This window comes from Shewanella sp. ALD9 (assembly GCF_002836315.1).
In the GTDB taxonomy this organism is placed as follows: Bacteria; Pseudomonadota; Gammaproteobacteria; order Enterobacterales; family Shewanellaceae; genus Shewanella.
This window is the reverse complement of sequence record NZ_PJCD01000003.1, coordinates 905,730-919,332: the sequence shown is the minus strand read 5'-3', so window position 1 is coordinate 919,332 and position 13,603 is coordinate 905,730. Positions and strand designations below refer to the sequence as shown.

Annotated in this window: 12 protein-coding genes; 4 read left to right on the top strand and 8 right to left on the bottom strand. The window is 40.7% G+C overall.

Features of this window, described 5'->3' with window-relative positions:
• Window positions 1-38: 38 nt before the first annotated feature.
• The 4 genes from prc to CXF88_RS11630 all read right to left on the bottom strand — a co-directional run bounded on the left by prc (window position 39) and on the right by CXF88_RS11630 (window position 3,802).
• Window positions 39-2,090 (bottom strand): carboxy terminal-processing peptidase, encoded by a 2,052-nt coding sequence (gene prc / locus CXF88_RS11645; RefSeq protein ID WP_162023286.1) that lies wholly within the window; start codon window positions 2,088-2,090, stop codon window positions 39-41.
• A 21-nt stretch (window positions 2,091-2,111) separates the two neighbouring features.
• Window positions 2,112-2,723 (bottom strand): RNA chaperone ProQ, encoded by a 612-nt coding sequence (gene proQ, locus CXF88_RS11640; protein ID WP_011637685.1) that lies wholly within the window; start codon window positions 2,721-2,723, stop codon window positions 2,112-2,114.
• A gap of 277 nt (window positions 2,724-3,000) precedes the next feature.
• The gene (locus CXF88_RS11635; protein WP_101086980.1) at window positions 3,001-3,459 is read right to left on the bottom strand and encodes a GAF domain-containing protein; all 459 of its coding nucleotides are present in this window, start codon (window positions 3,457-3,459) and stop codon (window positions 3,001-3,003) included.
• Window positions 3,460-3,508: 49 nt separating this feature from the next.
• Entirely contained in the window at window positions 3,509-3,802 is a 294-nt protein-coding gene (locus CXF88_RS11630; RefSeq protein ID WP_101086979.1) for a YebG family protein, read from the bottom strand.
• Window positions 3,803-4,015: 213 nt separating this feature from the next.
• Between CXF88_RS11630 and CXF88_RS11625 the strand changes: the two genes are divergently transcribed.
• The 3 genes from CXF88_RS11625 (at window position 4,016) to CXF88_RS11615 (ending at window position 7,980) form a co-directional block, all read left to right on the top strand.
• Window positions 4,016-4,642 (top strand): paraquat-inducible protein A, encoded by a 627-nt coding sequence (locus CXF88_RS11625; RefSeq protein ID WP_011637688.1) that lies wholly within the window; start codon window positions 4,016-4,018, stop codon window positions 4,640-4,642.
• A 109-nt stretch (window positions 4,643-4,751) separates the two neighbouring features.
• Window positions 4,752-5,348, top strand: coding sequence for a paraquat-inducible protein A (locus CXF88_RS11620; protein WP_101087225.1), 597 nt, complete (start codon window positions 4,752-4,754; stop codon window positions 5,346-5,348).
• Complete coding sequence (locus tag CXF88_RS11615) at window positions 5,335-7,980, top strand: MlaD family protein (RefSeq protein ID WP_101086978.1); 2,646 nt, start codon at window positions 5,335-5,337, stop codon at window positions 7,978-7,980. The genes CXF88_RS11620 and CXF88_RS11615 overlap by 14 nt, the downstream gene beginning before the upstream one ends.
• 92 nt (window positions 7,981-8,072) lie before the next feature.
• On the opposite strand, the gene CXF88_RS11610 is transcribed toward CXF88_RS11615, so the two are convergent.
• On the bottom strand, window positions 8,073-9,299 hold the full coding sequence (locus CXF88_RS11610) for a spore maturation protein (protein WP_101086977.1): 1,227 nt from the start codon (window positions 9,297-9,299) through the stop codon (window positions 8,073-8,075).
• Between the two features lie 124 nt (window positions 9,300-9,423).
• Here CXF88_RS11610 and rsmF point away from each other — a divergent pair, with 124 nt between their 5' ends.
• Window positions 9,424-10,878, top strand: coding sequence for a 16S rRNA (cytosine(1407)-C(5))-methyltransferase RsmF (rsmF, locus tag CXF88_RS11605; RefSeq protein WP_101086976.1), 1,455 nt, complete (start codon window positions 9,424-9,426; stop codon window positions 10,876-10,878).
• A 500-nt stretch (window positions 10,879-11,378) separates the two neighbouring features.
• Here the strand turns inward: rsmF and CXF88_RS11600 are convergent, their stop codons facing one another.
• From CXF88_RS11600 to holB, 3 genes are read right to left on the bottom strand one after another with little or no spacing between them, the layout of a single operon-like run.
• Window positions 11,379-12,167, bottom strand: coding sequence for a YchF/TatD family DNA exonuclease (locus CXF88_RS11600; RefSeq protein ID WP_101086975.1), 789 nt, complete (start codon window positions 12,165-12,167; stop codon window positions 11,379-11,381).
• 55 nt (window positions 12,168-12,222) lie between these two features.
• Window positions 12,223-12,549 (bottom strand): PilZ domain-containing protein, encoded by a 327-nt coding sequence (locus CXF88_RS11595; RefSeq protein WP_059743855.1) that lies wholly within the window; start codon window positions 12,547-12,549, stop codon window positions 12,223-12,225.
• A 51-nt stretch (window positions 12,550-12,600) separates the two neighbouring features.
• Window positions 12,601-13,584 carry a DNA polymerase III subunit delta' gene (holB, locus tag CXF88_RS11590; protein WP_101086974.1) on the bottom strand — a complete coding sequence of 328 codons (984 nt, stop codon included), beginning with the start codon at window positions 13,582-13,584 and terminating at the stop codon, window positions 12,601-12,603.
• Between the last annotated feature and the right edge of the window lie 19 nt (window positions 13,585-13,603).

Here is a 13,603-nt window from a genome sequence, read left to right as displayed (position 1 = left end):
AAACGCGCCTAAGCGCGTTTTTTAACAGTAATAAAAAATTACTTTGAGTTAGTTTTAGCTATTTTTTCTACGTCAGCCATATCGAGGGTGATATAAGCCGTTTCATCTAAAAAGGGATCAGGTAACTTGCTATCATCTGTTTTTTCAATATCGTCTAAAGACTTCACGGCAGCCAAACCTTGATGGATTCGACGTGCGTTTGCTCGGTCTAAAGCACGCTTATCATCGTCTTCACGAGAAGCAATTCGTTCACTCTCAACAAGTGATATTGTTTTGTCTTTATGATGTTTTTTAAACTCAGTAATGTCTTGGTATATATAACTGAACTCTACATCTTTGCTGATACGCTCTTTATGTTTAACATCAAGATTGTTGATCAGCATAGGGTTGATATTCCCTAAAGTAGAGTACTGAGCAACGGGAACCTTATCCCATGGCAGAGCATTCTCTTCCTCTGACTCGCCGTATTCGCCAGCCTCTAAAGCACTTGGAAAACGGACATCAGGCGTAACGCCTTTTAATTGAGTGCTGCCACCATTAATACGGTAAAATTTAGCGATAGTATATTGTACGTGACCAATTGGCTTTTCATACATGTCATAAATACGACCCAAGCTTTTATGTTGCTGAACAGTCCCTTTACCAAAGGTAGACTCACCGACGATAAGTGCACGGTCATAATCTTGTAAAGCCGCAGCAAAAATCTCTGAAGCCGATGCACTATAACGATCAACCATCACCGCCAATGGGCCATTATATGCACTGGCGCCATCATTATCACGATTTTGATTAATGCCACCATTAGCATCACGGATTTGAACAACTGGGCCCATGTCAATAAACAGGCCTGTGAGTAATGTCGCTTCGGTTAATGCTCCACCGCCATTACCACGGAGGTCAATAATAATCCCTTCAACATTGTCTTTTTCAAGTTTAGTGATTTCTTTAGCCACATCTTGTGACAAATTCATATAAAATCCAGGGATTTGAATCACCCCGACTTTACGATTGGCATACTGGCCTTCTTTAGGCTCAACCACTTTTGAGGTCGCGGCACGGTCTTCTAAACGAATTTTATCTCGGGTAATGACCACTTCAAAAGGTTTAGCATTAGCCCCGCCTTTATTCGGTAAAATCTGTAATACGACTTCACTTCCTTTTGGCCCTTTGATCAAATCAACAACATCATCTAAACGCCAACCTATGACATCAACAATGTCACCGGTTTTTTGACCAACACCAACAATTTTATCTTCTGGTGATAATTTCTCGCTATTGGCAGCAGGCCCTCCGGCCACTAAACTTTTGATGACGGTGTAGTCATCATCCATTTGCAACACGGCCCCAATACCCTCAAGACTTAAATTCATTTCCATTTGGAAACGTTCTGCATTACGAGGTGATAAATAACTTGTATGAGGTTCAACACTACGAGCAAACGCATTCATGACTGTTTGAAACACGTCTTCGCTTTGTGTTTGGCTTAAACGCTTAATGGCATTGTTGTAACGCTTCTCGAGCACTTCAACAATTTCAGGCCACTTTTTACCGGTTAATTTAAGATTTAACGCGTCATATTTAACGCGCTGACGCCAAAGTTCATTCACTTCGGCTTCATCTTTTGGCCATTGCGCATCTTTGCGATCAAATTCATACGCATCGCCAGCTTGAGTAAAATCGAACTCTTTATCAAGCAAAGACAACGCATAAGCAAAACGCTCATAACGACGTTTCTGTACTAGGTCGTACATGGTAAATGCAGGGCTAATATCGCCTGATTCAACCATGTTATCAAACTGGTTTTGATATTGACTAAAGCTCGCAATGTCTGCCGCAGTCAGCACATTACGACGATAATCAAGTTGCTCAAGAAAACGGGTATATATTTGCTCAGAGAATGCATCGTCAAGTACAAAACGATGATAATGCGAGCGAGTAAACAAAGTTGTTACTCGCTTGCTAGCCACTTTATGTTGTGGCTCTTGTGCTAGTTTAGGTAACTCGCTGATTTGAATCGTTGGTGAAATTGCCCATGCCGAAAAGCCGACAAATAAACTGGCAATTGACGCGGCCAAGGTAAGTTTTCGCATCAACAAGTACTCCTTAAATTTCTATAATAGTATGTGCTCAGCACGTACTTTGATGGATAAGCCAGAATCTAATTGAACAAGCACATCCTCTTTATTAATATCAGTCACAACACCAGGAACAGGTGTGGCACCTAATTTAACATTAACGCGTTGTTTTTGTTTTAAATCTTCTAGCTTAGCCGGCACAAGTTTAATCACTGGAGCCGCTACCGGTGCAGGACGTTCCTTTTTAACGGCAGGAGCACGTTTAGGTGCCACTTTCTTTGCCGGCTTTTTAGGCGCTAACGCTTGACGTTTTGCTTTGGCTTTATCTTGGCTTTCTTTAAGCGTCAAAATAGCATGGTCAATGTGCTCTTGTTCTAATTCAGCACATTCATTACCGTCAAGATCTATACGTTTAGCACCTGCTTTAACGCCTTTCAAATAGCGCCAGCTGCTTGTGTAACGACGAAGCGCTACACGTAATTGTGTTTTACTGACTTTAGAATCATCAGCTAACCGTTCAGCCAAATCTTGAAACAAACCAATTTTTAATGGCTTCGTTTCACCTTCTGCAATAAAGCATAAAGGAAAGGTTTCATATAAATACGCTAAAATTGCGTTGGTGTCGGTCAACTTGTCTGTTGATTCCATTTTTACTTCCACGTTAATAAAGGGACTGATTATGCGGCATACAATTTGCCTTGCAGTCGTTCATCTTTCGTTAAACCTTACTGTTAAGGCTTAACGTACAAAATATCACTATCCGCCAGTTTGCTAAAGTCATTGAAACAAACCTTAACAATTTAACCAAACTTACTCTCAGCTTAATCATCGCTCATCAGTAAATCCAGCACAAATGCGTATAGCGGCATATTATAAAGCCCGCGACAGCGAATGCGACCATGATTTAATCTAATTTGTTCGCTATTTAACCAAATAGGCAAGTTTCGAAACTTTTTACCATGTTTTCTAAACCAATTTGATCATCTTGATCGAATCGATTCAGTAATGGGCTGTCAATATCTAACACTGCCACAACCTCATTTCCCTGCCTAACAGGGATCACGATTTCTGAATTACTGGCAGAATCGCATGCAATGTGGCCATCAAATTGATGAACGTCGGCAACTCGTTGGGTTTTATTTTCTGCTGCGGCAGTGCCACAAACACCTTTGCCGATATTGATACGGGTACAAGCCACTTTACCTTGGAATGGTCCAAGGACTAATTGTTCACCACGCTTAATATAAAAACCTGCCCAGTTTAGGTCTTCTAGGTTGTCATTTAGCAACGCTGAAAAATTTGCCATAGCAGCAATCAAATCATCTTCGCCTTCAAGTAAAGCTTGTGCTTGACGATTTAATGTTTGGTAAAATTCGGTTTTCATGTCCATTCCTTAAGCTGACACTCAATCGAAGAATGAGTGATGAATACGACTATTCTGCAGATGTAGTTTTAGCCGTAGTCTTTTTAGTTTTCGCTGTAGGAGCGTTTTTAACCTGTACGATGCCTTTTAGCAAGTTAGAAAGCTCATCTTTATTGTTTGCTAGATAAAATGCCAGCTGTTCGCATTTATTTTCATCAAGTCCGAGGTCTGCCTTAATAAGAAATGGCACTAGGTTATCGGAAATATCAAGCATCTTATCGTAGGCATCAGCCTCTTTCTTCGATATAAATGTCATCTTTTCCACCCCTTCTCTGACCACGACAAATTGGGTTATCACTGCCATGATGTAATCCTCACTGTTTTTATATACAGTGCATAGAATCTCACATAGTTAACTTATGATGCAAGTGTTCTGATTATTCTGATATTATCAAGCACAAGAAAATCGAGATTATTTAACAATTAACTCATTTTTCTGCCAATATAAGGCCAAGCAGAGAGGTTTGACTCTTCGCTACCCAATAATGTGTTTTACTATGGATTAGATTAATTCTTCATGCATGAATTTGATGATCATGATTCTATAATTCTATGCCAATCATGTGATTTGGCAGTGAGAAAACGAGCTTTGCCTTCAAGTGCCCGTGCGCTTTGTCCGCGTTGCCACACGGCGCTCTATGATTCACCTTATTGCTCCATTAATGGCATGCTAGCGTTATGCGTTGCGGCGTTAATTATTTTTATTCCTGCTAATTTATTGCCAGTACTCGAAATCCACTTCCTTGGCAGTGTACGAACCACTACGGTGCTGCAAGCTGCTGTGACGGTTTGGGCCGAAGGATATTGGGTTGTAGGCCTAGCGGTAATGGTTGCGGCAGTTATCGCGCCTGGGTTATTGATTTTGTCAATTATGGCTCAAGTTGTAATTGTAAAATTAAAACTGCACAACTCATTTTGGCAAAGAACCTACACTACATTGTTAAAAAATCATGGTTTGATATCACAAATGACCATGTTAGAAATTTATGTCATCAGTTTTCTCGTGTCGGCCTTTCAGTTATCAGACTTTTCCGATGTGTATTTTGGTATGGGAACATTCAGTTTTACAATGTTGTTTATCATCATCTTATTTTTACAACGTGAATATAATCTAGAACACATGTGGAGTTATGTAGATGCCTAGTACTCCAATTACACCATCCAATGAACATATAGTGGACAGCCCTAAGCAAACTGCGAATACCGATAACGAGCCGAAAACTGAGGTTTTACCTCATATTCAGGGCAAGAAAATGGGCTTATGTTTATGCCCTGTTTGTCGCAAACTTAACGTCACAAGTAACAGTCATTGTCGACGTTGTTTTAGTCAATTAAGTAGCCGTAGTTATGCCAGCATCCAACAAAGTTGGGCTTTATTAGTTACCGCGACAATTTTACTTGTTGTCGCCAATATTTACCCTATTACCTTGTTAACTAATCGCGGAGTGGTCACCAATGACACCATTTTTAGTGGCATTAGTCATTTAGTCAAAACCGGTATGTTTCCGATTGCTATCATTGTTTTCACTGCCAGTATTTTAGTACCTTGGCTTAAAATTATTGGCTTAGCGACTTACTTGACGGCTATTAGTTTTAACTTACCAATATCAAAAAGAAAATTAATGGTTGGGTTTCACATTATTGAATGGATCGGCCGCTGGTCAATGCTCGATTTATTCGTTATTTCATTAACAGTTGCCTTAGTTAATATGGGGCAATTATTAGACGCAAAACCTGCACCTGCCGCGACAGCATTTGCGTTAGTTATCTTACTAACGCAAGTCGCAGCAAAAGTGTTAGATACTCGATTACTTTGGGACCGCTTGGAAAACACTGATGACACAAATTGAATCGCCTAAAATTGTGAAGAAAAAGTTATTTTCGCCAATATGGTTATTACCGGTTGTTGCTTTGATATTAGGTGCCTGGTTAGGGGTCAAAAGCATTAAAGAATCCGGCATTGAAATATTAATACATTTCCCTAGTGCTACGGGTATTGATATCGGCAAAACGTTGGTCAAATACCAAGGGCTGACTGTTGGTAAAGTCACTGACATTGGTATTGACGATGATCTAAAAGGGGTAAACGTTAAAGTTATTATGGATTACCGTGCCGACCCTTTCCTCAATAAAAATACCCTTTTTTGGTTAGTAAAACCTAAAGCAAGTATTACCGGAGTTGAAGGGCTCGATACGTTATTTTCTGGTAATTATATTGCCCTTCAACCTGGTGATGGTCGCTCTGCTACCGTATTTGAAGCACAACGTGAAGCGCCTGCAATACTCCCCGGCAGTGAAGGACTGATGATCGAACTAAAATCCCCTAAACTGGGTTCGATTGATGTTGGCTCGCCTGTATTTTACCGTCAAGCACCTGTCGGAAGCATTGTCAGTTATCGCCTCGACGGAAATAAACAAATAATTATCAGCGCATTTGTTCAAGAACAATATGCCCATTTAGTCAATAAAGACTCCCATTTTTGGAATGTATCGGGCTTGAAAATCGATGCATCTTTAGCAGGGATAAAAGTCAGCACTGAAAGTATCGCGTCTATTTTGGCCGGCGGCATCAGCTTTGATACCGGGAGCTACACTGAAAAAGCCCAAAATGGTGATATTTACAACCTTTATGAAGATGAGCTCACCGCAATTGGAGGCGTTCAGTTTAGTTTAACCGCATCTAGCAGTGAAGATGTTAATGAGGGCACTGCCATCACCTACCGCGGCATTGTTATCGGTGAGATAGAAAAAGTCACCTTAACTGATGCTGGGGTGCAGTTTATCGCTCGAGTAGAGCATCATTACAAAGCATTAATTACCAGTGATAGCCAATTTTGGATAAGTGGGGCTGAGTTATCATTAAAAGGTGTCAAAAACGTCAGTAGACTGGTTACTGGCAGTGTTATTAATGTCTTACCAGGCACTCAAATAACCGAAGAGGCGATGCAATTTGAATTGGCATCACATGCTCCCGATTTGCTCAGTCAAGACAAACTTAAATTTACGGTAGTTGCCACGACTCACACAGGTGTCAGTAATGGCGCGCAAGTGCGATATAAACAATTGCCTATTGGGCAGATAACCAGTATTGGTTTAAGTAAAGACTTTTCAACTGTTGAATATAACATTGAAATTCAACCAGAGTTTAAGAGTTTGCTGACTAAGGGAAGCTTCTTTGTTCCTGAAAGTGCCATAGCCATTAATGCTTCACTAGAGGGCGTTAATGTTAAAACTCGCGACCTCACTACGATGTTGGAAGGCGCTATTAGCTTAATTCCGGGTAACAGCGAAATGCTGCTTTCGGCTAATAGTACTTTAACACTGCACGAATCAATTGAATCGGCCCAAACGCTTTACGCTCAACAACAGCTGACACCCTTTACTTTAACTAGTATTGATGGTGCCGACTTAGCTGAAGGCTCGCCAATTTATTACAAAAAAATGCAAATAGGCTCAGTGAATAAAGTCAATTGGTTAGCTAAAACGGATAAATTTAATATCGATATCAATATCGACAATAAATTTGTTCCGTTAATTAAGCCGACTACGGTTTTTTGGCGTAATGACGCTGTAGCCATCAATGCCAGTTTAGCCGGTGTCGATATCAATGTTGCTCCATTAAAAGGTGCAATAAATGGCAGTATTACCCTTGGACATATAGACGACAGAGTTGATACTGAAAGTAATCAACCTAATCTACGATTATATGATAACAAGTCACTCGCACTCATGCAGGCTAAAGTCATCAACCTCACTCTGCCTGTGAGTACTAAAGTGTCAGAAAAAGCCGCTATTCGCTATCAAGGGCATAAAATTGGTGAAGTGTCACAGGTTAAACTAAATCAAGATTTAAACACTCAGAATGCACAAGCTTATATTTATGGCCATTACGTAAACCATTTTAGTGCCAGTGACACTGAATTTTTTATCGTCGATGCACAAATTTCTTTAGCGGGTATTAATGCCCCAGAAACACTGTTAACGGGTCCTTATATTGGTGTTATCCCAGGTAACAGCACAGAAATTATTGATAATTTTGTTGCCCAACCTCACTCGAGCTTTGAGGCTACCGTACCTAAAGATGCATTAGCATTCCAATTAGTTGACGATCAACTAGGTTCTATTAAGGTCGGTACACCGCTATTTTTCCGCGGAATTAAAGTCGGACAAATTGATGGATACAGGTTGGATGACTCAGGAATTGAAATTACGTTGTTTGCCCATGTAAATGCTGAATATAGTCACTTAATCAACCAGACTAGCCAGTTTTGGGATGCCTCTGGTATTAAATTAGACGTCGGTTTATTTTCGGGTGCACAGTTAGAAACAGGCTCATTAGAAACGATACTCGCCGGTGGTATAGCATTTGCGACCCAAGATACAACATCAGACAGTAACAGTATCAATGCAACCGAACGTTTCCCATTGCATGAGAATATGCAAGATGAATGGGCACAATGGCGACCTACACAAACTAAGTAACCTCAGCTAGAGATAATACAATTAGTACAAAAACAAAGGCCGATATATTTATCGGCCTTTTTATTTATATTATTAATTTCGATAATTGATGTTTAACCATAAAACCAATAACACACACCGATGGCGGCACTAATACCTGCAAAATCTGCTGCTAAACCACACCCTAGTGCATGACGACCATTACGGATCCCCACTGAACCAAAGTACACAGCCAACACATAAAATGTCGTTTCGGTACTGCCTTGTAAAATAGCTGCTAGTCGGCCCGCAAAAGAATCAACTCCGTGATGACTCATGGTTTCTAGCATCATCGCACGCGCGCCAGAACCACTAAAGGGTTTCATGAATGCGGTTGGCATCGCATCGATAAAGCGCGTATCGGCGCCTAATGCACTCACGCCACTCGCTAACAGCTGTAACGCATAATCTAACGCCCCTGAAGCCCTAAGAAACCCAATGGCTAATAACATCGCCAGTAAATAGGGGATTAGCTGAATTGCTTGGCTAAAACCCAGTTTTGCGCCATCAACAAACTCGTCATACACGGCAATTTTGCGATAACCTGCGACTAAAATAAAACTTAAAATCAGCAACAACAGTATACCGTTACCTAACACCATAGACACCTGGCCTATCGCATCAGCGGATAATGTCACCAAATAAGCAATCCCGGCCATGAATACACTCATAATGGTTGCAGCATAAGCCAAAATAACACTATTGATTAACGAGATACGCTGCACTAACGCGACAACCAATAGTCCCACAACGGTGGAAACACTTGTGGCCAATAAAATGGGTAAAAAGATATCAGCAGGATTAGCCGCACCTTGTTGGGCACGATAAAGAAAGACTGTTACAGGGACTAATGTTACTGATGAAGTATTTAATACTAAAAATAAAATTTGGGCGTTGGTTGCTACTGATTTTACAGGGTTAAGAGATTGCAGATCATGCATCGCTTTTAAGCCTAAAGGCGTTGCTGCATTGTCCAGTCCCAACATATTAGCAGTAAGATTCATGCTAATGCTGCCATAGGCGACATGTCCACGAGGAACTTCTGGCATCAACTTAGACAGTAAAGGTTCAAATATGCGGGCAAACAACCCTACCACACCGGCCTTTTCACCGACTTGCATCAAGCCCATCCATAACGCTAACACACCGATTAAGCCAAGCGAGATGTCAGCGGCTAACTTAGCACTGGCAAACAATGCCGTCACCGACTCGCTTAATACATCGACATTGCCATTCACTAATTGAATCGAGATAGACAACGCAGCAATGATAAAAAATAATAACCACACTCTATTTAGCACACACCACTCCATTAGCCAGTCGGTTTTATTAACGTCAATATACAGTAATCATTGCCAAACAGGGTGTACAATTCCGTGATATGATCGCTTCAATTACTGCAACAATAATGTATCGTTTTTTATTATGGCCCAATTAAATATAAACTTTATCAATCACATTGAGAAAGAGTTACCCGCTCACTTGGCTTTAGAAGAGTTTATCGCCTATTGTGATAAACCACTTCGTAAATCCATTCGGGTGAATACGCTTAAAATCAGTACTGCACAATTTTTCAGCATCATGACTAAAGCCGGCTGGCAACTGTCTCCAGTACCTTGGTGTGCTGACGGATTTTGGATTGAGGGTAAAGATGATATCCAACTGGGTAATGCCATTGAACATATTCAAGGGCTATTTTATATCCAAGAAGCCAGCTCAATGCTGCCGCCGACCGCATTATTTTCCAATGAAACCGCCGCCGAAATAATCTTGGATGTCGCCTCAGCTCCAGGTTCTAAGACCACTCAAATCGCAGCATTAATGAATAACAGTGGCTTATTAGTCGCTAATGAATATTCTGCCAGTCGCGTTAAAGTATTACACGCTAATGTGTTACGTATGGGGGCCAGCCACACCGCCCTAACCCATTTTGATGGCCGAGTCTTTGGTGAATATTTATATGAATCGTTTGATGCTATTTTATTGGATGCTCCTTGTGGCGGCGAAGGTACCGTCCGTAAAGATCCCTTGGCATTAAAACACTGGGATATTGAAGATGTTACTGCGATTGCTGAAACCCAAAAAGATCTTATCGAATCAGCATTTTTAGCGTTAAAGCCAGGCGGAGTGTTAGTCTATTCGACTTGTACTCTAAGCCAGTTAGAAAACCAACATATCTGTTATCACTTACAGCAAACTTACCCCGATGCGGTTGAGTTTGTGTCACTAGCTGAGTTATTTGATGGTGCAAATAAAGCATGCACTGAAGATGGTTTTTTACATGTTTGGCCACAGATTTACGACAGCGAAGGATTTTTTGTCGCTAAAATTCGTAAAACCGCCTCAGTCGAGCGAGTAAAAAAACAGCCTAAATTACAAAAAAACTTTCCTTTTACTCCCGTAAACGAAAAGCAAAAAGTGGAATTAACACAATACTTTCAAAACAACTTCTGTCTCGAGTTACCCAGCGATGACGTGATCATGTTGCGTGACGATGAATATTGGTTGTTTCCAGCCCAATTTATTCCTTTTATAGGCAAGATGCGTTTTCAGCGTATTGGCATTAAGCTCGCTGATGCGATGAAAAAAGGCTACAAAGCTAAACATGAAGCCGTTATTGCTTTATCGGCAGCAGCGCATAATCCAGCAAAAACCATGGAATTAAGTGCGGCGCAAGCACAAGTTTTTTTAATGGGCCGTGATATTGCTACAAGCACTTTTGATCAACCGACACAGCAGCAGTTAGCCATCATGCCACAAGGCGAAATGTTAGTGAGTTATCATAAAGTCGTGCTTGGGGTTGTAAAACATTTAGGCCATAGACTGAAAAACAATTTACCGCGTGATTTGGTCCGCGATAACGTTAACTTGAGCCTATAGCACGCTACACTATTTCGATGAGCAAGAATAAAGAATATAAAACATAATTATCAATGAATTACTATAAAACACAGTGATAAAACAGAGTGCTAAACCAACATTATTAATTAAATTTTATGCACAACGCAATTTGAGTGCCTATAATTAATTCATGTTCAATTCAGTATTTGGCGTCTTAAGCTATCTTAAGATGCCACAACAGTAGCGCAAGGCTCTTAATCGAGCCCTTTCCCTAGGCCCAAAACAATTGGATAGTTTTGGGCCTTTTTTTATCTTTTCAACCAACGGTACGCCCTAAAATGTGCTTAAGTCATAGGTTCATGGTGGTATTTGAGTCACGTTAGCGCAATTATTTAAGCAACTGCGCTAACGTTATTTTATTTGCCTGCACAGCAGGCATATCAGAACTTTATTGCCGCGAAGTAAGCCACAAATTAGATAATTTGCTGTTAGTCTGAGGATTGAATTAGCTTCAATCTTGAACTAGCTGCAGATTTGAATTAGCGGCCAACTAACTTAGCGGCATCTTTAAATAAATTAAAAAAGTTATCCGTGGTATATTGAGCTAACTCTTCGAATTTTTCACCGCGCAATTCTGCGACAAATTCGGCAACATCTCGAACATAAGCAGGCTGATTTTCTTGGCCACGATGCGGCACCGGAGCTAAATAAGGTGAATCGGTTTCGACCAGTAATCGGTCTTTTGGTACTTGGCGAATAACACTGCGCAATTCACCTGCATTTTTAAACGTTACAATTCCTGAAACAGAAATATAAAAGCCTAAATCAATGGCGGCTTTGGCCATTTCCCAGTTTTCAGTAAAGCAATGCAACACGCCACCCACTTTGTCGGCATGACCGGCTTTTAGCATATTAATGGTATCTTCACGGGCATCGCGAGTATGTACAATTAATGGTTTATTCACCTCAACAGCTAACGCAATTTGTTGTTCAAAGCACTGCTGTTGCAAGGTTTTTGTGTCATTTGAATAGAAATAATCTAAGCCTGTTTCGCCAATGGCAACCACTCTGGGATCTTGTGCAAAACGTTTAATGTCTTCAATATTCAACCCTTCTTGTACATCGAGAGGATGTACGCCAGAAGACAAAAACACATTATTAAAGGCAGACATTTTATCTCGCATGGCTTCAAAGCCTTGCTGACGAACGTTGACGCACAATAGATAGTCAACGCCTTGAGCTTTGGCATTGTCCATAATGAATTGTAAACTGGCTGAGTCTGGGGCCGCTTTTAAGCGGTCAAGGTGGCAATGTGAATCAATTAGCATGGGAATTCTTTCGCAACTACATTAACAAATAAAACAGATGCGCAAGAATACCTAGCTACATAGTGCAGGTCAAATCGCTAGAGGCAAGTTCGCTTGATAATAATTTTTCAATATGATGTTTATGACTTTCAACATCAGTTTTAATTTTAACCCCAATACCCGCTGGGCGCCCACCAGATGCACCTAATGGATTAATCCATACCACTGTGCCTTTAAATTCATTTGTTTGGGTGGCATTAGGTAATCGATAAGCAATAGTAAGCTCTTGGCCTAAAAAATGACTTTCTGTAGTCGCAACGAATAAACCTGCAGGCTTAATAAAAGGCATATAAGCACGATAAAGTTTATGTAATGTATCGTAATTAACAACAAGATCGACCATAAATAATTATTTTCTTTCCATAAGCAGGTTAAAAATCAATATAAAAACGTTTTAATGGGTCAACTGTCTAAATGTGAGCACATATTGTTGACACAAGGCTGGCGCGTTCACACTCGGCATTGTTTCAAGTCTATGACACATGGTCATCACACGCCCAGCAAGTTCAATGACTTTTGATTGAACCAGTGGATTTAATGACTGACGACTCGTGTTTTCAGTTTTTAGCTTATTACTTTTTAACACATATTGGCGCAAGTACAAATACAAAACATTAAGTGCATCAACAATTTGTTGTTCAGACACCTTCAACAAACTGTTGCTTAAATGACCCGTTTGTAAACTTTGGGCCCAATCTTGGCGAAATGTCAGCAGTTGTTGATAATGCTGACTGGTTAAACTATTTGCTAACGCAAGAGGACCACCAACAACACTAAGACACCATGTAACATCATGGATTTTGCCATCGGCATTGGCTGGCGGTAACAACTGCTGCGCCGCTAACCACTGATGGATTTCATGCTTAGTTGGCTCAACAAAATTAAGCGTTTGACAACGACTGGTAATGGTCGCTAGTAACTGGGCTGATGTATTGGTTTGCAAAATGAGTACAACATCATCGCCAGGTTCTTCAAGGGTTTTCAATAATGCATTAGCCGCTGCCAAATTTAAGCGTTCGGCATTAACGATTATAGCTACACGTGCGCCACCTTGCTGAGCCGTTTGGGTTAACGCTTGGCAGAGCTGACGAATTTGATCGACTTTAATTTGGTTGCCATCTGGTTCGATTATATATAAATCAGGATGATTACCTGCTGCCAATAACAAACAACTTTTACACTGGCCACAAGCACCAACCGGAGTGAGTTGCTGGCAAAGCACAGTTTGCGCTGCGGCCTTAGCAAGCTTATCGCCCCCTAATGCTTTATCGATGTTGAACAAATGCGCATGACTGCTTTTGCCTCGATAATGCTGGTCAACAAAACGCTGATGTGGATCGGCTAACCAAGGCAGCTGGTCAATCTGATAATCACTCATGTCGGCACATTATCCCTTT

Coding starts and splice junctions, on each gene's coding strand:
- rsmF (WP_101086976.1), top strand. CDS start 9,424: ATGGCCCAATTAAATATAAACTTTATCAATCACATTGAGAAAGAGTTA.
- CXF88_RS11600 (WP_101086975.1), bottom strand. CDS start 12,167: ATGCTAATTGATTCACATTGCCACCTTGACCGCTTAAAAGCGGCCCCA.
- holB (WP_101086974.1), bottom strand. CDS start 13,584: ATGAGTGATTATCAGATTGACCAGCTGCCTTGGTTAGCCGATCCACAT.
- prc (WP_162023286.1), bottom strand. CDS start 2,090: ATGCGAAAACTTACCTTGGCCGCGTCAATTGCCAGTTTATTTGTCGGC.
- CXF88_RS11635 (WP_101086980.1), bottom strand. CDS start 3,459: ATGAAAACCGAATTTTACCAAACATTAAATCGTCAAGCACAAGCTTTA.
- CXF88_RS11625 (WP_011637688.1), top strand. CDS start 4,016: ATGCATGAATTTGATGATCATGATTCTATAATTCTATGCCAATCATGT.
- CXF88_RS11630 (WP_101086979.1), bottom strand. CDS start 3,802: ATGGCAGTGATAACCCAATTTGTCGTGGTCAGAGAAGGGGTGGAAAAG.
- proQ (WP_011637685.1), bottom strand. CDS start 2,723: ATGGAATCAACAGACAAGTTGACCGACACCAACGCAATTTTAGCGTAT.
- CXF88_RS11615 (WP_101086978.1), top strand. CDS start 5,335: ATGACACAAATTGAATCGCCTAAAATTGTGAAGAAAAAGTTATTTTCG.
- CXF88_RS11620 (WP_101087225.1), top strand. CDS start 4,752: ATGGGCTTATGTTTATGCCCTGTTTGTCGCAAACTTAACGTCACAAGT.
- CXF88_RS11595 (WP_059743855.1), bottom strand. CDS start 12,549: ATGGTCGATCTTGTTGTTAATTACGATACATTACATAAACTTTATCGT.